Origin of the sequence: Delftia sp. DS1230 (assembly GCF_040112715.1) — a bacterium.
Lineage (GTDB): Bacteria > Pseudomonadota > Gammaproteobacteria > Burkholderiales > Burkholderiaceae_C > Comamonas > Comamonas tsuruhatensis.
This window is the reverse complement of record NZ_CP157763.1, coordinates 331340-356734: the sequence shown is the minus strand read 5'-3', so window position 1 is coordinate 356734 and position 25395 is coordinate 331340. Positions and strand designations below refer to the sequence as shown.

Genomic DNA, 25395 nt, shown 5'->3' with positions numbered 1-25395 from the left:
TCTCTCACCTCTCCAGGAGCAGCCTCGCATGAGTGGCCAACCCGCAGCCCGCATCACCGACAGCGTCGTCAAGGGCAAGATCGTCACCGGCTCGCGCACCGTGCTCATCGGCAGCCAGGGGGGCCTTGCCTGCTCCGTCTGCCCGGGCGGCATCACCGTCAGCTCCCCCGTCAACCCCCAGCTCGGCGCCAAGGTCCTGCTGGGCGCACAAGACCTGGACTTCGCCCTGCCATCGGCTGCGCTGCCCGTGGCCTGGCAGCGCCAGTACAGCAGCTACGTCAACCCCGAGCACGGCGCGGCCTGCGGCCTGCTGGGCCATGGCTGGCACCTGCTGCAGGAGCTCAGCATCCGCCTGCAGGAAGAGGCCACCTTGCTGCTGGACGCCAGCGGCCGCGTCATCACCTTCGACCAGCCTCTGGCCCCGGGCGGCCAGCTGCACAGTGCCAGCGAAGACATCTGGCTGCTGCGCGGCGGCAGCCCGGAGCCGGACGGCGGCACAGCGCCCTGGGCTGCGAACCCGCGCTGGTCGCATGTGGAGGCGGCGCTGGCGTGCAATCCCGAGGCCATCCTGGCCTTCAGCGGCGATGGCGACACCCTCTGGGGCTTTGGCCCCCCGCCCGGTGAGTCGGTCGATGGCCCCTGGCGCCTCATGGCCCAGATCGACCGCTTCGGACGCCGCCAGCTCTACCACTACAGCGACGGCAAGACCACGGCCCCGGACGTCAACGGCAGTCCGGAACCGCTGCCCGCAGGCCGCCTGGTCTCGCTGAGCGACGGCACAGGCCGGCGCTACCGCCTGCTGCACCAGCGCATCCACGGCGGCAAGGACGCGCAGGGCCTGAACGGACTGTGGGGCGCCGACGATGGCTGGCGCCTCATCGGGGTCGACCTCACGCAGGACCCGTTGCATCCCCTGTCCACCCCCATCACGCTCGTGCGCTACGGCTACAGCAGTGCAGGCGATCTCATCACCGTCCACGACCGCGCAGGCCAGCTCGTGCGCGAATTCGAATGGGACCACCACCGCATCAGCGCCCACCGCCATGCCAGCGGACCCTGGCACCGCTACCGCTACGAGAGCGCCCAGCCCGGCGCCCGCGTCATCGAACACAGCAACCAGGAAGGGCTGTCCTACCGCTTCGACTACCTCAGCCAACCGCCGGGCCCGGACGGCCAGCCGCGCGCGGCCACCCGCGTCAGCGACAGCCTGGATCGCATCGAGACCTACTACTTCGAAGGTGCGGCGGGCCTGTCGCGCCTCATCGCCCACCACAAGGCCGACGGCAGCCGCTGGCTGCAGGCCTACGACAGCTTCGGCCGCCTGGCCTCTCGCACCGACCCGCTGGGCCGCAGCGTCCACCTCAGGCGCGACGGCCAGGGTCGGCTCATCGGCGTGCAACTGCCCGACGGGCGCAGCACCCAGCAGGAACACGACGAAGCCACGGGCCGCCTGCTCGCCTCCACCGACCCGGCAGGGGCCACCACCGGCTACCAATACGACGCCTGGGGCCGCCTCACCCAGATCACCCAGGCCGACGGCAGCACCGAGCGCTACCACTACCCCGACCCCCAGGAAGCGCCGCTCACCTGCGACAGCCCCTGGCGCATCGAAGACGCCCAGGGCGGCAGCAAACAGCTGGCCTGGAGCGACGCGGGCCAACTGCTCAGCTACACCGACTGCTCGGGCCACAGCACGCACTACCACTACGACCGCTGGGGTGCGCTCATCGAAGTGGGCAACGCCCTGGGCCAGCGCCAACGCCACCAGCGCGACGGCCAGGGCCGCATCGTGGCCAGCGAACTGCCCAACGGCCAGATCGAGCGCTACCACTACGACAGCGCAGGCCACCTCACGCGCATCGAACCGGCCCAACCCCCGCTCACCCCTCTCATGGGGGCACAAAGCCCTGCTGCACCGGCCGCCGACCCCAGCATCCACCTGCGCTACGACCTCTGGGGCAGGCTGGTCCAGCGAACACATGGCGGCCTCACCCTGGGCTTCGAATACGACAGCGCTGGCCGCCTCACGCGTCTCGTCAACGAAAACGGAGCCCAAAGCCGCTTTGCCTGGGACGCGCTGGACCGGCTCGTGCAGGAAGAAGGGTTCGACCAGCGGCTGCAGCGCTACCGCTGGGATGCGGCAGGCCAGCTCATGGAAGCCACGGACGGCAACGCCGCACGGCAAAGCAGCAGCCACTACCGCTGGGACGAAGGCGGCAGATTGGTCGAACGTCAGCTGCCCGCCACGGCCCATGCGCCGGCCCAGACCCACCGCTACGAATGGGATGCGGCCGGACGCCTCATGGCCGCCAGCGTCTGGCAGCACACCGCAGAGAACACCATCCAACTGCAAAGCCGCATAGCACTGGAACGCGATGCCCTGGGCCGCATCACCGCAGAAGTGCAGCAGCTGTACCGGCCCGGCAAGCACAGCAACGGGGGCGGCGGCGCAGACCAGATCGAATACGAACACCGCATCGCCCACAGCCTGGATGCGCTGGGCGCACGCCAGCACAGCCAGCTGCAAGGCCTGGGAGAGATCGCCTGGCTCACCTACGGCTCAGGCCATGTGCACGGACTGCAGCTCAACGGCGCCGGCCTCATCGACTTCGAACGCGACGCCCTGCACCGCGAAGTCCGCCGCAGCCTGCACCCACCCACTCCCGCAGCAGATGCAGACGCAGACGCAGACGCAGACGCACACCACCCCCTGCAGGTGCAACGCCAATGGGACAGCATGGGCCGCCTCACGGCCCTGGGCACCACAGGCCTGCAAAGCACGGAAGGCAGAGATCACCTCGTCCAGCCCCTCATCGGCCAGATCCTCGGCCGCCGCTACCACTACGACAGCCTGGGCCAGCTCGTTGCCATCGAACAGGCCGGCGCCCCGGGCCAGGCCGCACAACTGCTGCGCTACGGCTACGACAGCGCCGGGCGCCTCAGAGCGGCCACCGACAGCCAGGACCCCCAGACCACCGCCCGCTGGCAGATCGACCCTGCCGGCAACCGCCTGCCAGCACCGGGCGCACCGGGTCAAGCCAGCCCTCAGGACAGCTGGGCCGCCCAGGTCCACGCCCACTGGCGGCACACCGACTTCAACCTCATGGGCCTGGGCCACCTTGCAGGCCAGCGGCAAGGCCCCGTGCAGCGCTGGGAAGACAACCGCATCGGCTTCACCGAAGACCGCGTCTGGCGCTACGACCCCTGCGGCAACCGCATCGCGCAAATGCATGCAGACCACAGCCAGCAGCAACTGCACTACGACGGAGCGCACCAGCTCATTGCCGTGTGCAGCAGCCAGATCCAGGGCAACGCCGAGCAGTTGCGCCACCACAGCCGTTACACCTATGACGCCCTGGGCCGCAGGCTCAAGCAGCAAGTGCAAAGCGCAGACACGGAACTGCCCACCCGCACCCACTACTACGGCTGGGACGGCGACCGCCTCATCCACACCGAGCGCCTGCAGCATGGCGATGACACGCGCCACATAGAACACACCATCTACGAGCCCGGCAGCTTCACCCCCCTGGTGCGCCTGAGCACCACGGCCAGCGGCGACCCCCAAGACGAGCCCCACCTGCTGGTGCAAGCCATCACCGCAGGCCTGCCCGACCCGGACGACCCCAACCACACGCCGGCCCTGGCCCTGATGCAAACCATGCTCGACGCCATGCCGCGCGACATGCAGCAAGACGCGGCCCGCCACCTGCGCCACACCCTGGACCACGGCCTGCCGCCCGGCGCCCAGGCCATACTGGGCGAACAGGCAGACAGCACCACGCGCCTGCTCAGCGGCATGCAGGCAAAGCTGCAGGAACAGGAAAAAGAACAGCACGCCCGCATCGCCATCCACCACTACCACTGCGACCACCTGGGCACGCCCATGGCGCTGACGGACCAGACCGGCCAGGTGGCCTGGGCCGCGAAGCTGGACCCCTGGGGCAATGTGCTGCAGGAGTACAACCCGCAAGGCATCCTCCAGGCGATCCGGCTGCCAGGGCAGCACCATGACAGGGAAACGGGGCTGTATTACAACCGGCATCGGTATTACGATCCGGTGGTGGGGAGTTATGTGAATCAGGATCCGATTGGGTTGACTGGAGGTGCAAATATGAGCAGCTACCCAACAAATCCTGTGGATTGGATTGACCCACTGGGATTAAATAAGATGGGGAGAGGTAAAAGTGGTTTTTATGGGCAAAAGCCTAAACCTCCGGTAAAGCCAGATCCAACATCAACGGGGAAAATTGCTGAAGGCTGGAATCAGACGAAACAGAAAGTTTCCGATGTGACGGATTCATTTGCAGAATTGATGAACAAACTCTCAGGCAAGGATGATATGCAGAAGAGGACTGACGAAGCAATTGTTTGCACGAAACAGGAGAATAAAGAAACCAAAGAAGTTTCAATTCCCTCAGACATCATTACCCCGGACTCTAGAGGTGTTGGAGTGATAAGGCCTCCATCTCCATCCGAAATCGGAGTTGGGGAAAAATGCATTAGCCAAAGGCTAAGAGTCATGCAGTCAGGGCCACTCCCAGGTTTGTCAGCGCCTGGTCAATAAAATATTTGTATGAGAAAATATATATATAAAGCAACAGTCATTGCTATATCAGTTTATGCAGGATATTGGCTGGGTATCTATAAAAACAATCAATACACTATGGAGTATATGAATTTCTTAAATAGTCAGTATATTGCAATAAGAGCAGCCAATGGAATTCATGGCATATCAAATATGAAAAACCATATTATGAATAAAAATCTTTTACTTTGCGAAATGAAAAAGGAAGTTTCTCGTCTTTCAGAAGATTGGATGGATTGCAAATCTGATAAATCTTGTTCAAAAGAGGTTGAGGGTGGGTTTTTTTCAAAAATCGATGGAATAATATCTGAATTTAAAAATGAAACCTGCGAAGATAACTAATTACCAAAATACCATCAAATTCAATACTATATTAGCGAGCAGCATGCAATCCTAACTGTAAGCACAATACAAATAACAAGCAGATCATCCCTATCCACTACCAACAAAGCGCCCCCAAAAACAGAGGGGCCAGGTGGCCTGGGCCGCCAAGCTGGACCCCTGGGGCAATGTGCTGCAGGAGTACAACCCGCAGGGCATCCACCAGGCGATCCGGCTGCCGGGGCAGCACCATGACAGGGAAACGGGGCTGTATTACAACCGGTATCGGTATTACGATCCGGTGCTGGGGAGTTATGTCAATCAGGATCCGATTGGTTTGATGGGTGGATGGAACTTATCTGGATATTCAGAAGGCTCTCCCTTGAATTATTTCGATCCAGTCGGACTCGCCACAAAGGAGCAAGTTGATACAGCGGTTAACGTGCTGAAGGGGCAATTCCCCGAAATACTAAAAACACCGAAATCAGTTACTGGCGTTGTAGGTTTATCTGGAACGCTTGGGCAAGTTCTTGCCGGCAGAACAGATCTTAGTGGGAATATTCAATACAACGCAGATATTTATGGCGAAGACGGCGTTTCCATGTGTGATAGTAAATTAGATGATTTTCTTCAAACAATGGCGCATGAAATGCAGCATTTAAACGAGAGTGTTTTTGATAGAATTGGATTAAGTACGGGTCAGCTACTGAACAGAATTTCGCCAAAATTTTCTAGCATCGAAGATATTATTGATCATAATGCAGATATTATGTATCAATCCACCATAAATAAATACAAAAGCATTATAAATGGTGAAAAATAAATTGATTATTAGAGTAATAATATATATAGCTCTAGCATTGTGTATATTATTATTATTGATACTTGGAGATTTTAGCCGTGGAATATAAATAAACTTCGTGATCAATGATATTGCAGATGGAACAAAATAAATTACGTTTTCCTATAAAAATAGGGCATGCCTACTGGAAAAATTTGCATTTCCCCTAGGACATAGAAATGAATATGCAAAAAAAAGGGGCAAGCAATTTTACTTCAGGCTTTGTTGGATGAAATAAGAGGCAGTGGCATTATTTACATCAACAGCAAAGACAAGTCAGTTAGAAGAAAAATTTCCGAGGATTTGAAAAATACCCAGATTCATCTGCTACTGAGTAAAAAGCCCTTTACTCCAGGAGCGAGCAGGGGAAAGATGTTCTTTTTTCGAACATGCCCACGCATGGCAGGATGACCATGCAAACTCCGGATGAATCGCAGTCATACAGTTGCTTTGAGAAAATTTATTATCAGAATAATGCTCAATAAATTTCCCAAATAATCTCATTGCAGCGTTATTATAAAGATTTTTTATGGATTTCAACATTTACTATTTAATGATGAACTTTTATTGAAAGGAGTTTTCTGGAAATAATCAAATATATTTGTCAATTTATTCTGGCAATTCTGAATAACACATTCAATTTCCAAGAGGGACACATGACCGCAAAAACCACCCAAACCCTGATCCGCATCCTGCTCGCCACCCTGTCTCTCTCCGCAGCCACTGCCACCTACGCCGCGCAGTGCCCGCTGATTCCCGATGGCAATGCCACTCTGGAAGAGTCCGAGAGAGCTGCACTGCTCAGCGAGTTCAAGTTCGAGGCGCTGGACAAGGAACTGGCCCGCAGGCACAAGAAGAATCTTTCTTCCTCGGGCGGGGACTTGTTGACCATGCGGGATCTGCTGGGACTGCAGCAATTGAGCCTGCAGGAAGAGAACGTGATGCGCATGTGGGCGGATCAGCAGCCCAAGTCGTTCTTTGCCCAGCTCAATGCGGGCCTCTATTACGGCAACAAGGCATTTGGCGCCCGTGGCGAGGCGCCAGCCTCCAGGGTGACGGGCAGCCAGTGGAACACTGTCAAGCAGCTCAGCGCGAAGGCCCAGCCGTATCTGCAAAAGGCCATGGCGCTGGATGCCCGCTCGGCCTTGCCGCAGACGATGCTGATTGGATTGGCCGCGATGGAAAACCAGGTGGGTGGACGTACTGCGGCGCAGTGGCTGCAGGCGGCCGATCAGGCCGATCCCAAGAACCTGGCGGCCCGCGTCAATGCCCTCAATTACCTGAGCCCGCGCTGGGGCGGGTCCTTGGAGGGCCTGGACCAAATGGTGTCACAGGCCGTGAAGTCGCTGCCTTCGGCCAGCGCCAGCTATCTCCAATACAACCTGGTGCTTGCCAAGGCCAGCCATTACGAAGTCATGGAGAAGGACAAGAGCAAGGCCCAGGCCCTCTACAAACAGGCCAAGGACATGTGCGACAACTCGGAGGCCGCACGGGCGGGCATGGTCAGGACGTACCAGTAATCAGGAAACAAGGCAGGCCCAAAGGCCTGCCTTGTTTTATCGCCCACAGCCTGCGGGCACACACACCCTCAAAACGTCGCCGAAGGCAGATCCTGCCGACTGAACACCAGCGACACCTTGGCTTCTTCCGGAATGGGCGGCAGTGAAGCATCCCATTGCTGCCAGGCTGCGCGTAGCTCGGCCAGGCGCTGGGGCTCGCGGTCGCGCAGGTTGGCGCGTTCGCGCGGGTCCTGGGCCACGTTGAACAGGTATTCCACGCCTTCGATCTGCAGGTATTTCCAGTCGCCGCGCACCAGGGCGCGCTGGGCGCGGTGCTTCATGCGCCAGCACAGGTCGCGCTCGGGGTTCCAGGTACCGTCTTCCATCAGGGGCAGCAGGCTGACGCCGTCCAGCGGGTAGTCGGCGTGGCCGTCCACGCCCGCGGCGGCCAGGAAGGTGGCCGACCAGTCCATGGTCAGGTTGGGCGTGTCGCTGACGGCGCCTGCCGGCATGCGGTCAGGCCAGCGCGCCACCAGGGGCACGCGGATGCCGCCTTCGAGCAGGTCCATCTTCTGGCCGATGAAGGGCCAGTTGTTGGAGAAACGTTCGCCGCCGTTGTCGCTGGTGAAGACGATGAGCGTGTTCTCGGCCATGCCCTTTTTCTCGAGCGCATCCAGCACCCAGCCAATGCCTTCGTCCATGTGGTGGATCATGCGCTGGTAGGTCTCGATGGTGCCGCCGTCGGTGTGCTTGCCGAAGCCGCCGATGCGCCGCGATTCCTCCAGGTCGTCGCGCGTGAGCCAGGGCCAGTGCGGGGCGCTGTAGTGCAGGGACAGGTAGAAGGGCTTGTCGGCCGTCTGGCGCTCGACGAAGTCCACGGCGCGGCGGCTAAGCAGGTCGGTGAGGTAGCCCTCTTCCTCGTGCGGCTCCTCGTTGATCCAGAAGTCGGGGCGGCCGCGCGGGTCGCAGTGGGCGAAGTAGTCGGCGCCGCCTGCGTGAAAGCCGTAGAACTCCTCGTAGCCCGACATGCGCGGGCCGAAATGCGGCGGGTAGCCCAGGTGCCATTTGCCGACCAGGGCGGTGGCGTAGCCGGCGTCGCGCAGCAGCGAGGCCACGGTGGGATGGTCGGGCGGCAGGCCCAGCACCTTGTCGCCGTGGACGCTGGCGATCGGCTCCTCGGCTGCGCCGCGCAGGCGGTACTGCCAGCGGGCCGTGGCCAGGGCAAAGCGTGTGGGCGAGCACACGGCCGAGTTGGAATAGCCGCGCGTGAAGCGCATGCCCTGCGCGGCCATGGCGTCCAGGCGGGGCGAGACATCGGTGGCGCGGCTGTGCGCATCGCGCGCGCCCGTGCAGCCGAGGTCGGCATAGCCGAGGTCATCGGCCAGGATGAAGATCAGATTGGGGCGCTGGGTTGCCATGGGAGCCAGGAGACAGTGGATGCGTTGGGAAAGGGAGTATCGCCAAAACGGCGGTGCCTCAGGGCCACAGGCCCTGGTGGCGGCTTCAGTCGTTGGTCAGGTGGATGCGCTTGACCAGGGCGGCCCACTGCGCGGACTGTCCCTTGGCACGCGCCTGGGCCTCGGCCACGGTGGAGCCGACCATCTCGATGTCCAGGGCCTTGGCGCGTTCCTTTTGCTCGGGTGCGCGGATGGCCTCGTTCATGGCGTCGACAAAGCGCTTTTGCACGGCGGGCGGCACGCCCTTGGGTGCGGCCAGCAGAATCCAGAAGGTGCCGTCGAACTCGGGAAAGCCCGACTCGGCAATGGTCGGCAGCTCGGGCGCCAGCGCCGAGCGCGTCTTGCCCGAGGTGGCCAGGGCGATCAGCTTGCCGCTCTGGACCTGGGGCAAGACCGTGGGGCCGGCCAGGAAGCCGCAGTCCACCTGACCGCCCAGCAGGTCCTGCATGGCCGGCGCGGGGCCCTTGTAGGGCACATGGACCATCTTGGCGCCCGAGGTGGCCAGCAGCGATTCCATGACCAAGTGGCCCGGCGAGCCCGCGCCGCCCGAGGCATAGGTCAGCTCGCGCGTCTTGCTGGCGGCCACCATGTCCTTGACGGACTTGAAGCCCGTGCCCGGGCCGCAGACCAGGGTCTGCGAGAAGCGCGCGGCCACGACCAGGGTTTCCAGCGCGTCGGCCTTGTAGCCCATGTTCTTGTAGACATGGGGGTTGACGGTGAGCACGGGGTCCATGGCCCACAGCCAGGTGTAGCCATCGGGCGCGGAGCGCGCGACCTCGGCCGCGCCGATGTTGCCGTTGGCGCCCGGCTTGTTGTCCACGACCACGGCCTGGCCCAGCGCCGCCTGCATGGCGGCGGCCACGGGGCGCAGCGAGATGTCGGACGGGCCGGCCGGCGGATTGGGCACGACGATGCGGATGGGCTTGGCCTTGGGCCATTCCTGGGCCAGGGCGGGCGCCGCGCACAGGCCGGCGGCGACCAAAGCCAGGGCGGCAGGCGCCAGGGCTGCGAGGGGGCTGGGCATACTTGTCTCCTTGTCGTTGTCTTGCGGCCAATGTACGCAGGCCGCCGACAATGCATCTAATCCATCATCCCTAGCGTAAACCCGAAACCGGCCCGCGAGTCCATGACCGACCTCCACCGCTGGCGCCACCCCGCCGTGCTCGACGACATGTTCCTCTACCACCTGGCGCGGCTGCAGGCGGCCGCTGGCAGCCGCGTGGTGCGCCTGTGCGAGGGCCGCTACGGCATCACGCGGCGCGAATGGCGCATGCTCTGCCTGCTGGCCGAGGCCGGGCAGCTGCAGCCCTCGCAGCTGGCCGAGCAGGCGCAGCTGGACCGCACGCGCACCTCGCGCGCGGTCACGGCGCTGCTGGCCAAGGGCCTGGTGTGGAAAGAGAGCCAGGTGGGCGATGCGCGCCGCGCACTGCTGCGCCTGAGCGACACGGGCCGCGCCCTGCATGCCGAGCTGTTCCCGCAGGTGCAGGCCATCAACCGCGAGCTCATGGACGCCGTGCCCGAGCCCGAGCTGCAGGCCATGGCCAGCGCCTTTGCGCGCATCCGCGCCCGGGCGCGGGAGCTGGAGGCCAGCAGCCCGCCGCCCAAGGCGCCGCGCAACCGCAAGCGCGCGGCCTCGACCTGACAGGGCCGACAGACAAGCATGCTCCAATGGCACGCAGATCAACTCTGCGGCCTTTCCCATGAAAGCTCTACTCCTCGGCCTGGCGGCCGCCATCTGCGCAAGCACCACCATGGCCGCACCGGCCACGGCCGTCCTTGGCGAAAAGCCGCTGCAGGCAACGGGGCCACTTGACCCACTGCGGGGAGTTCTGCTGACGCCGAGCCAAAGCGCGCCGCCGGTCGTACTGATCGTCCCCGGCTCAGGCCCCACCGACCGCAACGGCAACAGCCCGTTCGGCCTCAAAGCCTCGACCTACCAACTGCTCGCACAGGAACTGGCCACCCAGGGCATTGCCACCGTACGCATCGACAAACGTGGCATGTTCGAAAGCTACAAGGCCGTGGAGGACCCCAATGCCGTGACCATCCAGGCCTATGCCGAAGATGTGCACCACTGGGTGGACGCCATCCGCAGCGAGACCGGTGCCCAATGCGTCTGGGTGCTGGGACACAGTGAAGGTGGACTGGTCGCTCTGGAGGCTGGCCAGGGCCGCTCTGATATCTGCGGACTGATATTGGTAGCAGCTCCTGGTCGCCCAATGGGGCAGACGCTTCGGGAACAGCTCAAGGAAGACCCCGCCAATGCACCGATCCTGGACCAGGCGTTACCGGTCATCGATGCTCTGGAAGCAGGCAGGCGCGTGGATACCCGCCAGATGGACAGGCCGCTCAACACCATGTTCCATGCCAGCGTACAAGGCTTTCTCATCAACACCTTCGCGCTGGACCCCGCTCGCCTGATAGCGGGCTATTCCAAACCCGTGCTCATCATTCAAGGTGAGCGCGACCTGCAGATCAAGCCAAAGGATGCTCAGCGTCTGGCCAAGGCTGCACCGAACGCCAAGCTTGTGCTGTTGCCCGCCACCAACCATGTGCTCAAGAAGGTGGAGACCAACGATCGCGCTGCCAATCTTGCAACCTATGACAAGGAGGGGCTGCCGCTAGTGCCCGGGGTTTCCAGCACCATTGCCCGGTTCATAACGTCAGCCACCGTGAAGCGATAGGCGAACCGTTGGCTCAACCCTGCAGGTACACCACATGCGTGTGCGTGTACTCGTACAGGCCGTGCTTGCCATCAGCCCCGCCCACGCCGGACTTGCGCACGCCCGCATGGAAGCCCTGCATGGCCTCGAAGTTCTCGCGGTTGATGTAGGTCTCGCCGAAGTCGATCTCGCGCATGGCCTGCATGGCCTTGGACAGGTCGCGCGTGTACAGCGACGAGGTCAGGCCGTACTCGCAATCATTGGCCAGGGCGATGGCCTCGTCCAGGTCCTCCACCACCTGGATGGGCAGCACGGGGCCGAAGATTTCCTTGCGCATGATCTCCATGCCGGCATGGCAGCCGGCCAGCACCGTGGGCTGGAAGTGAAAGCCCGCGCCCAGGTCTGCGGCCTGCCCGCCCGTGACCAGTTGCGCGCCGTCGGCGATGGCCTGGCGCACCTTGGCCTGTACGCTGTCCAGGCCCTTTTGGTTGATCAGCGGGCCCATTTCCACGTCGGGCCGCGCAATCGGGTCGCCGTAGCGCGTGGCGGCCATGGCCTGGGCGATGCGGGCCGTGAACTCGTCGGCCACCTGGCGCTGCACGTAGACGCGTTCGGCGCAGTTGCAGACCTGGCCGGTGTTGATGATGCGCGAGTCGCGGATGGCGCGCACGGCCAGGTCCAGGTCGGCATCGGCCAGCACGATGGCCGGGGCCTTGCCGCCCAGCTCCAGGTTGAGCTTGGTGATGTGGGGCGCGGAGGCTGCGGCGATGCGCTCGCCCGTGGCCACGCTGCCCGTGAAGCTGACCATGTCCACGCCCGCATGGCCGGCCAGCGCAGCGCCCGTGCCGCCCTGGCCATAGACCACGTTGAACACGCCGGCCGGCAGCTCGCACTGGGCCAGCAGCTCGGTGAAGGCGTGGCAGTTGATGGGCGTTTCCTCGCTGGGCTTGATGACGATGGTGTTGCCCGTGAGCAGGGCCGGCGCCATCTTGCGGGCGATCAGGAAGAAGGGGAAGTTCCAGGGCAGGATGCCCGCGACCACGCCCAGCGGCTTGCGCAGCAAAAAGATCTGCTCGTTGGCCCGGTCGCTGGTGATGACCTCGCCCTCGATGCGGCGCGCCCATTCGGCCATGTAGTCCAGATAGTCGGCGGTGAAGTTCACCTCGACCTCTGCCAGGCCCAGGACCTTGCCCTGCTCCTCGGTGATGGTGCGCGCAATGCGCGCGGCGTTGTCGCGGATGCGGGCCGCCACGCGGCGCAGGTACTGTGCGCGCTCCACGGCCGGGCGGCGCGCCCAGGCCTTGTGGGCGCCGCGCGCGGCGGCGATGGCGCGGTCCACATCGGCCTGGCTGGACAGGGGCGAGCGCGCCAGCACCGCGCCCGTGGCGGGGTTGGTCACCTCATGCAGTTCGGCGCTGTCGGTGAAGCTGCCGGCGATGAAATTGCGCAGCACGGGAAGGGATGCCATGGAGTTCTCCTTGGGTTCAGTAGGTGCGGGATGCAGGGGCCGCCTGGTCCGTGGCTTGCGTGGCGCGATAGCGCCCCAGATTGGCCAGCGCGGCCTGGCGCAGCAGGCTGATGTCTATGCCCACGGCGATGAAGCGGCAGCCCCAGTCCGCATAGCGGCGCGCATCTTCCTCGCGCGGCGCGAGGATGCCGCAGGCCTTGCCGGCAGCCAGCGTGGCCTGGACGGTGCGGCGTATGGCGTCCTGCACCTCGCCCTGGCCGGCATCGCCTGCATGGCCCATGCCCGTGGACAGGTCGGCGGGGCCGATGAAGACGGCGTCCACACCCTCGACGGCCGCAATCTCGGCGGCGTTGGCCACGCCCCGGGGCGATTCGATCTGCACGATCAGGCACAGCTGTTCATGCGCCGTGCGGATGTAGTCGGGCACGGCATCCCAGCGCGTGGCCCGCGTCAGGCCGCCGCCCACCCCGCGCACGCCGCGGGGCGGGTAGCGCATGGCGCGCACCAGTTCGCGCGCCTGTTCGGCCGTCTCCACCATGGGCACCATCAGCGTCTGCACGCCCACGTCCAGCAATTGCTTGATGAGCACGGTGTCGCCCTGCACGGCACGCACCACCGGGTGCGTGCCGTAGGGCGCCACGGCCTGCAGCTGGCCCAGCAGCGTGGGCACGGTGTTGGGGGCATGCTCGCCATCGACCAGCATCCAGTCGTAGCCCGTGGTGGCGATGATCTCGGCCGCATAGGGCGTGGCAAAGCCGGCCCAGATGCCGTACAGCGGCTCGGCGCGCCGCAGCGCGGCCTTGAAGGGGTTGGCAGGCAGTTGCATGGCGGGCTCCTTCAGTGCGTGTACGGGCGGTGCAGGGCGCACTCGGGATTGAGCTCCACGCCGAAGCCAGGCCTGTCCAGCGCCGACAGGCGCATGCGGCCGTTGACGGGCACGGGCTCGCCCAGCAGCTGCGGATGGAACATGGGCACGACCTCGTCGGCCTTGGGGGCCATCATCAGGAACTCGGCAAACGGGCTGTTGTGGCGCGTGGCCACGAAGTGGTAGCTGTAGACGCTGGAGCCATGCGGAATGACCAAGGCCTGGTGGGCATCGGCCATGGCCGAGATCTTGAGCAGCTCGGTGATGCCGCCGCACCAGCCCACGTCGGGCTGGATGATGTCGCAGCAGCCCATCTCCAGCAGCTGGCGAAAGCCCCAGCGCGTGGCCTCGTGCTCGCCCGTGGTCACCAGCATGCCGGTGGGCACGTTCTTGCGCAGGGCCGCGTAGCCCCAGTAGTCGTCGGGCGGCAGGGCCTCCTCGATCCACTTGAGGCCATGGGCCTGCGCACCCTGGGCCAGGCGCGTGGCGTAGTTCACGTCCAGGCTCATCCAGCAGTCCAGCATGAGCCAGAAGTCCGGGCCCACGCGCTCGCGCATGGTGGCCAGCTCCTGCAGGTTGCGGCGCAGGCCCTCCTCCCCTTCGGCCGGGCCGTGGTGCAGCGGCATCTTGCCGCCGATGAAGCCCATCTTCTGCGCCAGGTCGGGCCGCGCGCCCGTGGCGTAGAACTGCAGCTCGTCGCGCACGGCGCCGCCCAGCAGCTGGTGCACGGGCTCGCCGCGCACCTTGCCCAGCAGGTCCCACAGCGCCAGGTCCACGCCCGAGATGGTGTTGATGACGATGCCCTTGCGGCCGTAGTACAGGGTGGACAGGTACATCTGGTCCCAGATGCGCTCGATGTCAGTCACCCGGGCGCCTTCGAGGAAACGCGCCAGGTGCTTTTCGACGATGTAGGCCGCAGGCTCGCCGCCCGTGGTCACGGCAAAGCCCACGCGTCCGGCGCTGTCCTCGATCTCCACCACCAGCGTGCCCAGCACGTTGATGCCGAAGCTGCGGCGGCTTTGCCGATACTCGGGGTACTTGGCCATGGGCGTGGCGATGTGGTCGTCGATCCAGTGGCCGTCGGACTGGTCGTGGTAGTCGGCGCCGCCGCCCTTGAGCGTGAAGGCGCGCACCTGCTTGATGGTGGGGATCTGTGTCATGGGATGGTTGTGCTCCGTGTGCAAGTGGTTCAGGCGGCCGACGGTGCGGCCAAGGCCGGCGCCAGGCGTGCGCGCACGCCCAGCACCAGGGCCGCAGCCAGCAGCGTGGTGCCGGCCAGCAGGTACAGGCCGGCCGCCGGGGAGTGGAAAAAGCCCTCGGCCCAGTTCTTGACGATGGGGGCGATGAAGCCCCCCACGGCGCCGAGGGAGTTGATGAAGGCGATGCCGCCAGCGGCCGCAGCGCCGGCCAGCGTGTTGGCGGGAAAGGTCCAGAACACGGGCTGCACGGCGATGAAACCGGCCGCCGCCAGGCACAGCGCGGCCACACCCAGCAGGGGGCTGGAGAAACTCACCGATGCAGCCATGCCCACGGCAGCCATCACCAGCGTCAGGCTGGCGATGCCGCGCGGCTGGCCTGTCCGCTCGGCATGGCCCGGAATCCACCAGGCGGCCAGCAGCGCGCACAGCCAGGGAATGGCCGAGACCACGCCCACCAGCAGGCCCACCTTGGTGCCCAGCAGGCCCGCCACCTGGCTGGGCAGGTAGAACACCACGCCATAGACGCTGGCCTGGATCAGCAGGTAGATCAGCGCCAGGTAGAGCACGCGCGGCTGGCACAGCGCGGCCAGCAGGCTGTGGCCGTGGCCGCCCTTGGCGCGCTCTTCGCTGTCGAGGATGTCCTGCAGCAGCGCCTTGTCCTCGCGGCTGAGCCAGGTGGCGTCGGCGGGGCGGTTGTCCAGGTGGAAATACGCCCAGATGCCCACGGCCACGGCCATCAGCCCCTCCACCGCGAACAGCCACTGCCAGCCGTGCCAGCCGCCGATGCCGTCCAGCTCCAGCAGCAGGCCCGACAGCGGGCTGCCGAAGATGAAGGCCAGCGGCGCGCCGAAGTAGAAAAAGCCCATGGCCTGCGCGCGGTGCGCTGCCGGGAACCAGTAGGTCAGGTACAGGATGACGCCGGGGAAGAACCCCGCCTCGGCCACGCCCAGCAAAAAGCGCAGCACGTAGAACGTGGTCTGGTCGTGGGCGAACATCATGGCCGCCGACACCAGGCCCCAGGTGACCATGATCCGGCACATCCACATGCGGGCGCCCACGCGGTGCATGATCAGGTTGCTGGGCACTTCCAGCAGCGCATAGCCTGCGAAGAACACGCCCGCGCCAAAGGCGAAGGCCGCATCGCTGATGCCGGTATCGGCCTGGAAGGCCACCTTGGCAAAGCCCACGTTGGCCCGGTCCAGGAAGGCCATGATGTACATGAGCAGCAAAAAGGGCAGCAGGCGCCAGGAGATCCTGGCGAGCAGGGGAGCGGGGAGTTTTTTCATGACTTTCCTTGCAGGCAATGAGAGGCCGTCACGCCCGGTCGTCCGGAGCGCTGAAGGCGTGCTTTGTGAAGGTGCGAGCGCGGCCGCGGCGTTGGTGCCGGCCGCGTCGGCGCGTCATGAAACAGGCGATGGGCTGTGCATGTCTTGTCTCCTGGATTGGGTCTGTTTTTTCTTGTCGCAGGGCCAATGTACGGCGCATGATCGATGCTCAACAAATCGAATTTCGGTCACATCCGATACCTTGCGCTTATGCCTGACAAGCCGCCCGAATCCGCCCCGCCCGTGCTGCACCGCAGCCTGCTCAACCGTCTGCGCTACAAGCACCTGCACATGCTGGTGGCGCTGGGATCGAGCCTGAACCTGCACCGCGCATCGCTGAGCCTGGCCATGTCCCAGCCTGCAGCCACGCGCATGCTGCGCGAGATCGAGGACATGTTCGGCTGCCAGCTCTTCGAGCGCCTGCCGCGCGGCATGCGGCCCACAGCCCTGGGCGCGCAGCTGGTGCGGTTTGCCGAGGCTTCGCTCAACAGCCTGGACCGCTGCGCCGAGGACCTGGCCGCGCGCCGCCAGGGCGGCTACGGCTACCTGTCCATCGGCACCATCATGGGCGCCGCACCCGACCTGGTGATGACGGCCGTGGCGCGCATGAAGGCACAAAGCCCGCAGCTGCGGTTGCGCATCATGGGCGACACCAGCGACCAGATCCTGCGCCTGCTGGACCAGCGGCGCATCGACCTGGCCATTGCACGGCGCAGCCCCACGGCAGACAGCAGCGGCTACGGCTTCGAGGAACTGGGCAACGAGCGGCTGCTGCTCGTCGTGCGCAGCGGCCATGCGCTGGCGCGCCGGCGCAAGCTCGACTGGGAGGAACTGGTGCGCGACTGGCCCTGGATCCTGCAGCCGGCCACCAGCCCTGCGCGCATCGCGCTCGACCAGCTGCTGCAGCGCCTGGAGCTGCCCGCGCCGGCCGACATCATCGAATGCAGCTCGGTGTACTCCATGCAGCAACTGGTGCAGCTGACCGATGCCGTGATGCTGCTGTCCGAATCCGCGCTCAAGGACTATCTGCGCATGGGCCTGGTCAGGGCGCTGCCGGTCTGCATCGACGTGCCCATGGCGCCCTTCGGCATCCTCACCCGCACCGACGACGCGCCCACGCAGGAGCAGCAGCGCTTCATCGCGCTGCTGCGTGCGCAGGCCCGGGGGCTGGCTCAGGCGGGTTGAGCCAGCACCTGCCCCATCGCGGCCTGGAACCTCGGATCCAGCATCGCGCTGACGTTGCACCGCGACCAGCGCGATACGGCCGAGGGATCGACATGGAAGACACGGCCCGGCGCCATGCTGAGCTTGCGCGGCACCAGTTGCTCAGCCAGCCGCAGCGAGTCCTGCACACCGGGGAAGGCCACCCACAGGTACAGGCTTTGCGGGCTGCGCGCAAAGACTTCGCAGCCATGGGCATCGAGCCAGCCCAGCGCCTGGGCCGTGGCCTGGCCCAGCTTGTGGCGCAGGCGCACCAGGTGGCGCTCGTAGTGGCCTTCGCGCAGCATCACGTCCACCATGCGCTCGCAGTACTCGGAGCCGCTGACATGGATCAGCGCCTTGAGGTCGGCCAGGTCGCTGGCCAGCGCGTCGTTGCAGGCGATGAAGCCCACGCGCAGCGCGGCCGAGAAGGACTTGGAGAAGCTGCCGATGTAGATGGTGCGCTCCAGCTGGTCCAGCGTGGACAGGCGCACGGCCGAGGTGGGCTTGAAGTCGGCCAGCGGATCGTCCTCGACGATGAGCAGGTTGTGGCGCTCGGCCAGCTGCAGCACCTTGTAGGCCTTGGCGGCGGAGATGTCCGAGCCCGTGGGATTGTGGGCCAGCGACTGCGTGAAGAACAGGCGCGGCCGGTGCTGGGCCAGCAGTGATTCGAGCGCGGCCACGTCGGGCCCGTCGGCCAGGCGCGGCACGCCGACCACATGGGCGCCGGCCAGCCTGAGCTTGCCGAACAGCGGGTAGTAGCCGGGCTCATCCACGAGCACGGTGGCCCCCGGCGGCACGAAGTAGCGGATGACCAGGTCCATGGCCTCGTTGGCGCCATGGGTCAGCACCAGCTGGCCCGGCGTGGCCTGCAGGCCGAAGTCACCCAGCTTGCGCACCAGGCTGTCGCGCAGCGGCGCATAGCCGTAGCGGCTGCCGTAGCGGAACAGCGATCCCAGCCCCGTGCGCACCACCTTCTGGTGGTAGCGGTCCAGCCGCATGTCGGCCAGCCATTCCACGGGCGGAAAGCCGTCGCCCACGCCCACGCAGTCGGGCTGGGTCTTGAGCTGCTCGCGCATCAGCCAGACGATATCCATGGCGCGGCCCAGCTGGCCCGCGTCCTCATCGGTGCGCTGGGCACCGCGCCCCGTGCCCAGCACGTAAAAGCCCGAGCCCCGGCGCGGCTCGACGATGCCGCGCGAGACCAGCAGGTCGAAGGCCGAGACCACGGTGTTCTTGGCATAGCGGTGCAGCTGCGCCAGCTCGCGCAGCGAGGGCAGCTTGTCGCCAGGGCAGTACACGCCGTCGGCGATCTGCTGGCCGATCAGGTCCGCCAGCTTCTCGGCAATGGGGGCCGAGCGCCCTCTGGTGTCTGCCATGCGCCCTCCGTTCATGTTGCAGTGCGATGGTACTGTTCCCCGAAACTGTACCTTTTGAAAGCGGTACAGTTTTCCTACAGTCCGGCGACCAGAGTTTTGATTCGAGGAGATGTCTTCCATGGTTGCCGATTCGCGCCTGCCCAATTTCCGTGCCCTCACACCGGCCCAGCGCCGGGATTTCCTGGCCGATGCCTGCGGCCTGTCCGATGCCGAGCGCGCCCTGCTCGCCGCCCCCGGCGCCCTGCCCCTGGCGCTGGCCGACGGCATGATCGAGAACGTGTTCGGCAGCTTCGAGCTGCCGCTGGGCGTGGCCGGCAACTTCCGCGTCAACGGCCGCGACGTGCTGGTGCCCATGGCGGTGGAGGAGCCCTCGGTGGTGGCCGCCGCCTCGTACATGGCCAAGTTGGCGCGCGAGGACGGGGGCTTTCAGACCTCCAGCACGCTGCCGCTGATGCGCGCCCAGATCCAGGTGCTGGGCGTGACCGATCCGCACGGCGCGCGCCTGGCCGTGCTGCAGGCGCGTGCGCAGATCATCGAGCGCGCCAACAGCCGCGACAAGGTGCTGATCGGCCTGGGCGGCGGCTGCAAGGACATCGAGGTCCATGTCTTCCCCGACACGCCGCGCGGCCCCATGCTGGTGGTCCACCTGATCGTGGACGTGCGCGACGCCATGGGCGCCAACACCGTCAACACCATGGCCGAATCGGTGGCACCCCTGGTCGAGCAGATCACGGGCGGCAGCGTGCGGCTGCGCATCCTGTCCAACCTGGCCGACCTGCGGCTGGCCCGCGCCCGCGTGCGGCTCACGCCGCAGACCCTGACCACGCAGGAGCGCAGCGGCGAGGAGATCATCGAAGGCGTGCTGGACGCCTATACCTTCGCCGCCATCGACCCCTACCGCGCGGCCACGCACAACAAGGGAATCATGAACGGCATCGACCCCGTCATCGTAGCCACGGGCAACGACTGGCGCGCGGTCGAGGCCGGCGCCCATGCCTATGCCAGCCGCAGCGGCAGCTACACCTCGCTGACGCGCTGGGAAAAGGATGCCGGCGGCGCCCTGGTCGGCAGCATCGAGCTGCCCATGCCGGTGGGCCTGGTCGGCGGCGCCACCAAGACCCATCCGCTGGCACGCCTGGCGCTGAAGATCATGGACCTGCAGTCCGCCCAGCAGCTGGGCGAGATCGCCGCCGCCGTGGGCCTGGCACAGAACCTGGGCGCCCTGCGCGCCCTGGCCACCGAAGGCATTCAACGCGGCCACATGGCCCTGCACGCCCGCAACATCGCCCTGGTGGCCGGCGCCACGGGCGACGAGGTCGATGCCGTGGCGCGCCAGCTGGCCGCCGAGCACGACGTGCGCACCGACCGCGCACTGGAAATGCTGGCCGCGCTGCGCGCCAGGGCCTGACCAGCGCGCGGCCACACAAACAAAAACCCAAGGAGACACACATGACAAGCAAGGATCCCGCCGACTGGCGGCTGGCCGAGGTCTGGGGCGACACCGTGGACCTGCGCCACCTGGCCTGGGCGATTGCCATCGGCACCGGCATCAGCGTGCTGGGCTTCTACCTGGCCAGCCGCTGGCTGTCCACGGTGGTCGAGTCGCGCCAGCTGGCCCATGCCTACGCCATGCTCGCAGGCCTGGCCGGCTGCGTGATCGCGGGCGTGATCTGCGCACGCGCCTTTCCGCCCAAGCGCGAAGTGACCGAGCTGGACACCTCGAACGACCCCGAATGGCGCCGCGAAGTGCTGGAGGAACTGGCCCGCCAGCCCGGCGGTCTGGGCACGGTGCAGGACCTGCCGCCCGCCGTGGTGCAGGAACTCAAGGAGCTCAAGCTCTACGAGCTGTTCGCCGACAAGGCCGGGAGGGCATGAGATGGAAACCCTGCTGACCAATGACATCGCCGTCGCGGCCGCGATGGGACTGATAGGCGCCGTGGTGTTCGCCGCCATCGGCCTGGTCTCCGGCACGGACGAGACCACCACGCTGGCCCCGCTCACCCTGCTGGTGGTGCTGCTGGGCGTGCCGCCTGCCGGCGTGTTCACCTTCTTCCTGGCCGGCGCCGTGGCCAAGCACATGACGCATGCCGTGCCCACGGCCCTGCTGGGCATTCCCGGCGACACGCTGGCCACGCCGCTGCTGCAGGACGCCAACATGCTGCGCAAGCTGGGCGTGCCCCACATCGCGCTGCGCAAAATGGTCTCGGGCGGCATCGTCGCGGCCTTTGTCGCCGTGCCGCTGGCCGTGCTGTTCGCCGTGATGCTGGCGCCCTTCGGCAGCATGATCACCAAGACGGCGCCCTGGATCTTCCTGGCCGCAGCCCTCCTCATCGCCTACTTCTCGGCGGGGCGCTGGGCCTCGGTCATGCTGCTGATTCCGTTCGTGGTGGTCATCATTGCGCTGCAAAGCCTCACCGCCAAATACGAGGTCAAGCTCAGCATCAGCTACTTCCTGGGCATTGCCATCGGGCCGCTGATCGCCGACCTGTTCACCGTGATCTCGCCGGCCGGCCGCCAGCGCATGCTGCGCGACAAGGTGCGCCAGTTCAACCTGGCGCCCGACGTGAAGGGCTGGTCGGGCTACTTCCCCAACCCGCTCAAGGTGCTTGACCGCGTGCAGACGCGCTGGACCCTGGCCACGGCCACCATCTCCAGCGCCACCTTCGTCTTCAGCCCCGTGGCCATGACCGTGGTGCTGGGCGAGCTGGTGGGCTCGCGCATCAAGCATGCCTACCACCGCCTGACCACGGTGCTGAGCGCGCGCAACGGCGTGACCGAGGCCACCTACATCGCCGAGGCGCTGATCCCGCTGATCGCCTTCGGCCTGCCGCTGAGCCCCGTGGCCGCCGGCCCCGCCGCGCCGCTGTTCAATGCGCCGCCGCGCTTCACCGTCGATGCCGCCACGGGCCAGGTGAACAACCTGCACAACCTGCTCAGCCACTGGGAGTTCCTGGGCTACGGCATGCTGGCCGTGCTGCTGGCGGCCCTCGTGTCCTACCCCTTCGCCATGAACTTCGCGCGCAGCGCGGCGCTGTTCGTCTCCCGCCGGGTCAGCCACGAGGCCATCATCGCCACCTTCGTGGGCCTGATCATCGTCATCAGCGTCTGGGAAGGCCAGTTGCTGGGCCTGCTCGTGATCCTGACCATGGGCCTGCTCGGCGGCCTGCTGTCACGCGGCTTCGGCTTCAACACCGGCGTGCAGTTCATGGGCTACTACACGGCCGTGCTGAGCGTTCCGGCGCTGGTGAAGCTGTTCTGATTTCAGTGGTTGCGCTTTCGGTGTTCCCTGTCATCTCTTGGGGATTGCCGATGGCGCTCTATTTCTTTGCCTGAAATTTTGAGAATATATTGGTGGGTAAATCTATGCTTCAGATCTCTTGTGCATAAACTTGATCGACGCTCACGCTGATGGAAGCGGTTGAGAAACGGAACACAGCATCTCAGCAGATATTTACAGCCACATTGAAAAGCTCGATATCAAGTCATTGATTTCGCAGAGAGAATCCATCAAAGATCTTTCAATAATCATCCCATAAATAACTGGTAATCCTTGTCCCGAGAATCAGATTATCCCAGTGGCACTGCAATGCACCTTCGACCGTTGATGGAGCAGCATCCCTTTCTGCCGCTCGACTTACCATCAAGTCACCGGCTAGTCTCCAGAGATTGATCTTTGCACTGGCGTCCAGATCGACATCTCGTCTCAACCCTTCAATCGCGTTGAAGGGAAAAATCCTCAGCGAACGTGATCGCCTGTTTTCCTGCAAAGCAAGAGCGAAATCAGAATTTGCGGCCGCGACCATGCCACGCATATGTGCAGCAACGGAAGATTCTTTATTAAACTCAAGAACTCCATCAAAAGCCTGCGACCCAGTTGGAAGGAGTACTGCAAAACGGTAAGCATCCCATATCGCTGCCTCCAAGTAGCGTTCTCCATTCAGAATCTTCGAGAAGATTTTTGATGCTGCCTCGTAATCTGCAAAAGGAGGCATGAGCAGCGATATGCCGCACAGGAGGCATTCCGCCTCCGTGGCCTCGCCTGCATATACTCTGGGCTCAAGAGCTTCAACGATCGCCGGGCTATTATGAGAACTAATTGCCTGCTGCAATGATTCATTGTAGGTCAACGGCATACTACCCCGCTCGCTACCGCGGAAGCTGCTCAAGAAAGATTAAACCCATTGAAGAAGCACCCACATTTTGCATATTGAAATTTGTGCAATCCAAATTTATTTAACACATTCAAAGAAGGCAGGAACATCCAGCGTCCTGCTTCCGGAAAACAAAATCTCAGCAAATATCACCGACTCAGCAATTGAGAAAATATTCGAAGGAAGAGAATCCAATTTTAACGGCATAGATGGCATCGCCACCTGCTCATATAATTCAAGAGATTCTCTTTTTGTTCGAGTTACATCAGTCCAATCGTAAACAAATAAGCCGCGCTCTGCAAAATCAATATAGTCATCAGGCCTCTTAACCGATACCAACAGATTCGCTGTGGACGATACAGGCAGAAGGCAAATCTCCGCCTCAATTTCATAGATTGACTTTGATTCAAAGTCTAAGGCAACACTAGGGATTGGTCCCATGCCAGCAGTTATGAATACCCCCAAATTACCCGCTCTATCAGCGGCAATCCACACACAATCAATTCCATCTGGATAACTCTTCAAATTCACACCTATCCTTTTATTCATCGGATTTGAATCGAGTATTTGACGGAAATGGCTCCCGTCCAAATGTAACCTCACAACGAGTGCAAACAGGCACCTCTGCTCCAGTTCTTGGTCTTACAGCTTCTGTGAAGCGTATGTCACTCTTCACTCCACCAAGAGCATCCACCACGTGATTTTCCGCACAAAGTCCTCCACCACATGAACGCGCCGCCACTTCACCAGTCTTAACGTTGTATCCCCCTGTTACCGTTGCTGGAGCTCTGCCTCTAAGTGGTGCCAGTTCTGCAGCAAGCGCATCGCGCGCAGCTCGCGCTTCAGAAAGTCCGCTCTTAACAACATCAGCCCCACTTCCTTTCGCTGCGCTGGCACCAAACACTGGCCCCAATATTAATCCGTCGCCCGCAGCATCCAGCACACCTCCAACGCCCCCCCAACGAATCTGGCCAGCCATCATTTGCTGAGCGCCTGCACTTACAGCACCACTTGTAACTGCACCCGTAGCACTCCAGACGACTGGTATTAATACCAAGAGAGGAAATTTGCCATCGGGATCAATGTATTTGACTGGATTGTTGTTTCCGTAGGTGAACCGGTTGAAGCTGTGCAGATTTCCTTCCTGGAAATCTACGGGATCCACCCCCAGGAAACGCCCTACCGCAGGGTCGTAGTAGCGGGCGCCGAAGTACTGCAGGCCCGTGGCCGCATCCTGTTCCTTGCCATGGAACCACTGCGTCTGTTGGCCAGTACCGGACTGCTGCAGCCAGCGTTCGCCATAGGCCCGGTAACTTTCCTTCCAGACCACAGCGCCATTGCTGTCCGTGGCCGCCAGCGGGCTGCCGCTGACATCGGTATGGATGTAGGTGACCGTTTCGGTGGCCGCACTGGCGGCACTTGCCGCCACCAACAGCGCACAGCCGAGCATCAGCGGCAGCGCGACCTGAAGCCAAAGGCCCCGGGTTCTGGACCGAAGCGCGCCAGTCCATTGCGACAGCGCCATCAGCGTCACGCTGAGCCATGCGTGCCACAGCCCCTGTTTATCGTTTGAGTACATATTGCCTCCGAATAGCCTGGATGGCGCGGCACAGCACTGCGGTCGATACAACCGCCGCACCTGTGCAGCAACGGTGGATAGCGCAGCATTTACCGATGCCGGCCAAAAGAAGTCGTGATTGCTACGGGAGCAGCGCCTTGGGAATCGATCGCCCAGGCCCCGGCTCCACTCCGATCAACCGCGCTTGCGCGACATGCGCATGCTGGCCGCGCCTACCAGGGCCGCCAGCAACACCAGCCCCCCTTGCGACAGTGTCGGTATGCCGACCGGCTCGCCTGCAGCTTGCGCACGAACAAGAACTTCCCCACCGGTGGCAGCCGTCGGCAAGTTCGGAACAAGCATGTTTGCGCGTCCATACTCACCGGATGCGATGGCCATGGCCGTCGGTGGAACGCGCGCCGATGCCGCTCTCTCCAGGAGGGCCAATTGCTGCAGGCCGCCATGGTCGAATCCACCTGATCGGCCATGCGGAGTGGCAGAGGGTTGGACCTCAAAAGAGGAAGCCGGCCCCTTTCTCACGGGGGCACAGCCCTGGCTACCATGAGCGCTTGCTTTTTCGTTGGGCGCCATGCTTGGTCGCGGCCCGGGCGATTGCGCAGCTGCATCCACCTGGCAACCACGACCGGAAAGGGTGCGGGACACGGACTTGGCCGCCTGCGGCTTGATGGCCTGCAGCAGGGGAGCAGCTTCCTGCCTTTGCTCCGGCATCGACGGGCCTTGCGGCTCTGCGCCATCTTGCGGCGCGGCTGCGAGGGCGGCCACGGGACTCAAGGCCAGCAGCAGTCCAAGCTGCAGCAGCCCCTCGCCCGGTCGGCTACGGCGCGATGAATGGATATGCGTTGATGTCATGGCGTTTCTCCTCC

The 25395-nt window shown here is 63.9% G+C and carries 21 protein-coding genes; 10 read left to right on the top strand and 11 right to left on the bottom strand.

Features of this window, described 5'->3' with window-relative positions; translation table 11 throughout:
- Positions 1 to 28 precede the first annotated feature (28 nt).
- The 4 genes from AAN986_RS01560 to AAN986_RS01545 all read left to right on the top strand — a co-directional run bounded on the left by AAN986_RS01560 (position 29) and on the right by AAN986_RS01545 (position 7267).
- Positions 29 to 4564: an RHS repeat-associated core domain-containing protein gene (locus tag AAN986_RS01560; protein WP_349335553.1), complete on the top strand. Its 4536-nt coding sequence runs from the start codon at positions 29 to 31 to the stop codon at positions 4562 to 4564.
- Between the two features lie 9 nt (positions 4565 to 4573).
- Positions 4574 to 4927 (top strand): hypothetical protein, encoded by a 354-nt coding sequence (locus AAN986_RS01555; protein ID WP_156180013.1) that lies wholly within the window; start codon positions 4574 to 4576, stop codon positions 4925 to 4927.
- A 133-nt stretch (positions 4928 to 5060) separates the two neighbouring features.
- The gene (locus AAN986_RS01550) at positions 5061 to 5729 is read left to right on the top strand and encodes an RHS repeat-associated core domain-containing protein (RefSeq protein ID WP_277422872.1); all 669 of its coding nucleotides are present in this window, start codon (positions 5061 to 5063) and stop codon (positions 5727 to 5729) included.
- 674 nt (positions 5730 to 6403) lie between these two features.
- Entirely contained in the window at positions 6404 to 7267 is an 864-nt protein-coding gene (locus AAN986_RS01545) for a DUF4034 domain-containing protein (protein ID WP_047219367.1), read from the top strand.
- A 68-nt stretch (positions 7268 to 7335) separates the two neighbouring features.
- Here the strand turns inward: AAN986_RS01545 and AAN986_RS01540 are convergent, their stop codons facing one another.
- Together AAN986_RS01540 and AAN986_RS01535 are read right to left on the bottom strand one after the other, a co-directional pair.
- Positions 7336 to 8664, bottom strand: coding sequence for a sulfatase-like hydrolase/transferase (locus AAN986_RS01540; RefSeq protein ID WP_047219368.1), 1329 nt, complete (start codon positions 8662 to 8664; stop codon positions 7336 to 7338).
- Between the two features lie 85 nt (positions 8665 to 8749).
- Positions 8750 to 9727, bottom strand: coding sequence for a tripartite tricarboxylate transporter substrate binding protein (locus AAN986_RS01535; protein ID WP_047219369.1), 978 nt, complete (start codon positions 9725 to 9727; stop codon positions 8750 to 8752).
- Positions 9728 to 9829: 102 nt separating this feature from the next.
- Between AAN986_RS01535 and AAN986_RS01530 the strand changes: the two genes are divergently transcribed.
- Complete coding sequence (locus tag AAN986_RS01530; RefSeq protein WP_016448606.1) at positions 9830 to 10345, top strand: MarR family transcriptional regulator; 516 nt, start codon at positions 9830 to 9832, stop codon at positions 10343 to 10345.
- A 58-nt stretch (positions 10346 to 10403) separates the two neighbouring features.
- Complete coding sequence (locus AAN986_RS01525; protein ID WP_034397791.1) at positions 10404 to 11387, top strand: alpha/beta fold hydrolase; 984 nt, start codon at positions 10404 to 10406, stop codon at positions 11385 to 11387.
- A 13-nt stretch (positions 11388 to 11400) separates the two neighbouring features.
- Here the strand turns inward: AAN986_RS01525 and aldA are convergent, their stop codons facing one another.
- Genes aldA through AAN986_RS01505 form a run of 4 tightly spaced genes read right to left on the bottom strand, consistent with a single transcriptional unit; the run spans position 11401 to position 16184 of the window.
- A complete protein-coding gene (aldA, locus tag AAN986_RS01520) occupies positions 11401 to 12834 on the bottom strand; it encodes an aldehyde dehydrogenase (RefSeq protein ID WP_047219370.1) in 1434 nt (477 codons plus the stop codon).
- A 16-nt stretch (positions 12835 to 12850) separates the two neighbouring features.
- On the bottom strand, positions 12851 to 13660 hold the full coding sequence (locus AAN986_RS01515; RefSeq protein ID WP_047219371.1) for an HpcH/HpaI aldolase/citrate lyase family protein: 810 nt from the start codon (positions 13658 to 13660) through the stop codon (positions 12851 to 12853).
- An 11-nt stretch (positions 13661 to 13671) separates the two neighbouring features.
- The gene (rhmD, locus tag AAN986_RS01510) at positions 13672 to 14859 is read right to left on the bottom strand and encodes an L-rhamnonate dehydratase (protein WP_047219372.1); all 1188 of its coding nucleotides are present in this window, start codon (positions 14857 to 14859) and stop codon (positions 13672 to 13674) included.
- A 29-nt stretch (positions 14860 to 14888) separates the two neighbouring features.
- A complete protein-coding gene (locus AAN986_RS01505) occupies positions 14889 to 16184 on the bottom strand; it encodes an MFS transporter (protein ID WP_034368750.1) in 1296 nt (431 codons plus the stop codon).
- A 204-nt stretch (positions 16185 to 16388) separates the two neighbouring features.
- Between AAN986_RS01505 and AAN986_RS01500 the strand changes: the two genes are divergently transcribed.
- Positions 16389 to 17408: a LysR family transcriptional regulator gene (locus AAN986_RS01500; protein WP_047219373.1), complete on the top strand. Its 1020-nt coding sequence runs from the start codon at positions 16389 to 16391 to the stop codon at positions 17406 to 17408.
- Here the strand turns inward: AAN986_RS01500 and AAN986_RS01495 are convergent.
- The gene (locus AAN986_RS01495; RefSeq protein WP_047219374.1) at positions 17396 to 18802 is read right to left on the bottom strand and encodes a PLP-dependent aminotransferase family protein; all 1407 of its coding nucleotides are present in this window, start codon (positions 18800 to 18802) and stop codon (positions 17396 to 17398) included. The two genes, AAN986_RS01500 and AAN986_RS01495, sit on opposite strands and share 13 nt — an antisense overlap.
- A 118-nt stretch (positions 18803 to 18920) precedes the next feature.
- Here AAN986_RS01495 and AAN986_RS01490 point away from each other — a divergent pair, with 118 nt between their 5' ends.
- From AAN986_RS01490 to AAN986_RS01480, 3 genes are read left to right on the top strand one after another with little or no spacing between them, the layout of a single operon-like run.
- On the top strand, positions 18921 to 20210 hold the full coding sequence (locus AAN986_RS01490; protein WP_047219375.1) for a hydroxymethylglutaryl-CoA reductase, degradative: 1290 nt from the start codon (positions 18921 to 18923) through the stop codon (positions 20208 to 20210).
- Between the two features lie 41 nt (positions 20211 to 20251).
- Entirely contained in the window at positions 20252 to 20677 is a 426-nt protein-coding gene (locus tag AAN986_RS01485; RefSeq protein ID WP_047219376.1) for a hypothetical protein, read from the top strand.
- A gap of 1 nt (position 20678) precedes the next feature.
- Positions 20679 to 22061, top strand: a complete 1383-nt coding sequence (locus AAN986_RS01480) for a tripartite tricarboxylate transporter permease (protein WP_013800161.1) — start codon at positions 20679 to 20681, stop codon at positions 22059 to 22061.
- Positions 22062 to 22320: 259 nt separating this feature from the next.
- On the opposite strand, the gene AAN986_RS01475 is transcribed toward AAN986_RS01480, so the two are convergent.
- The 4 genes from AAN986_RS01475 to AAN986_RS01460 form a co-directional block, all read right to left on the bottom strand.
- Positions 22321 to 22935 (bottom strand): hypothetical protein, encoded by a 615-nt coding sequence (locus tag AAN986_RS01475; RefSeq protein ID WP_156180016.1) that lies wholly within the window; start codon positions 22933 to 22935, stop codon positions 22321 to 22323.
- A gap of 96 nt (positions 22936 to 23031) precedes the next feature.
- Entirely contained in the window at positions 23032 to 23484 is a 453-nt protein-coding gene (locus AAN986_RS01470; RefSeq protein WP_156180019.1) for a hypothetical protein, read from the bottom strand.
- A 10-nt stretch (positions 23485 to 23494) separates the two neighbouring features.
- Entirely contained in the window at positions 23495 to 24532 is a 1038-nt protein-coding gene (locus AAN986_RS01465) for an RHS repeat-associated core domain-containing protein (RefSeq protein WP_082138141.1), read from the bottom strand.
- A 174-nt stretch (positions 24533 to 24706) separates the two neighbouring features.
- Complete coding sequence (locus tag AAN986_RS01460; protein WP_082138142.1) at positions 24707 to 25381, bottom strand: IPTL-CTERM sorting domain-containing protein; 675 nt, start codon at positions 25379 to 25381, stop codon at positions 24707 to 24709.
- Positions 25382 to 25395: the final 14 nt, after the last annotated feature.

Coding starts and splice junctions, on each gene's coding strand:
- AAN986_RS01490 (WP_047219375.1), top strand. CDS start 18,921: ATGGTTGCCGATTCGCGCCTGCCCAATTTCCGTGCCCTCACACCGGCC.
- rhmD (WP_047219372.1), bottom strand. CDS start 14,859: ATGACACAGATCCCCACCATCAAGCAGGTGCGCGCCTTCACGCTCAAG.
- AAN986_RS01465 (WP_082138141.1), bottom strand. CDS start 24,532: ATGTACTCAAACGATAAACAGGGGCTGTGGCACGCATGGCTCAGCGTG.
- AAN986_RS01495 (WP_047219374.1), bottom strand. CDS start 18,802: ATGGCAGACACCAGAGGGCGCTCGGCCCCCATTGCCGAGAAGCTGGCG.
- AAN986_RS01530 (WP_016448606.1), top strand. CDS start 9,830: ATGACCGACCTCCACCGCTGGCGCCACCCCGCCGTGCTCGACGACATG.
- AAN986_RS01515 (WP_047219371.1), bottom strand. CDS start 13,660: ATGCAACTGCCTGCCAACCCCTTCAAGGCCGCGCTGCGGCGCGCCGAG.
- AAN986_RS01545 (WP_047219367.1), top strand. CDS start 6,404: ATGACCGCAAAAACCACCCAAACCCTGATCCGCATCCTGCTCGCCACC.
- AAN986_RS01535 (WP_047219369.1), bottom strand. CDS start 9,727: ATGCCCAGCCCCCTCGCAGCCCTGGCGCCTGCCGCCCTGGCTTTGGTC.
- AAN986_RS01480 (WP_013800161.1), top strand. CDS start 20,679: ATGGAAACCCTGCTGACCAATGACATCGCCGTCGCGGCCGCGATGGGA.
- AAN986_RS01485 (WP_047219376.1), top strand. CDS start 20,252: ATGACAAGCAAGGATCCCGCCGACTGGCGGCTGGCCGAGGTCTGGGGC.
- aldA (WP_047219370.1), bottom strand. CDS start 12,834: ATGGCATCCCTTCCCGTGCTGCGCAATTTCATCGCCGGCAGCTTCACC.
- AAN986_RS01505 (WP_034368750.1), bottom strand. CDS start 16,184: ATGAAAAAACTCCCCGCTCCCCTGCTCGCCAGGATCTCCTGGCGCCTG.
- AAN986_RS01540 (WP_047219368.1), bottom strand. CDS start 8,664: ATGGCAACCCAGCGCCCCAATCTGATCTTCATCCTGGCCGATGACCTC.
- AAN986_RS01500 (WP_047219373.1), top strand. CDS start 16,389: ATGCTCAACAAATCGAATTTCGGTCACATCCGATACCTTGCGCTTATG.
- AAN986_RS01460 (WP_082138142.1), bottom strand. CDS start 25,381: ATGACATCAACGCATATCCATTCATCGCGCCGTAGCCGACCGGGCGAG.
- AAN986_RS01560 (WP_349335553.1), top strand. CDS start 29: ATGAGTGGCCAACCCGCAGCCCGCATCACCGACAGCGTCGTCAAGGGC.
- AAN986_RS01555 (WP_156180013.1), top strand. CDS start 4,574: ATGAGAAAATATATATATAAAGCAACAGTCATTGCTATATCAGTTTAT.
- AAN986_RS01525 (WP_034397791.1), top strand. CDS start 10,404: ATGAAAGCTCTACTCCTCGGCCTGGCGGCCGCCATCTGCGCAAGCACC.
- AAN986_RS01475 (WP_156180016.1), bottom strand. CDS start 22,935: ATGCCGTTGACCTACAATGAATCATTGCAGCAGGCAATTAGTTCTCAT.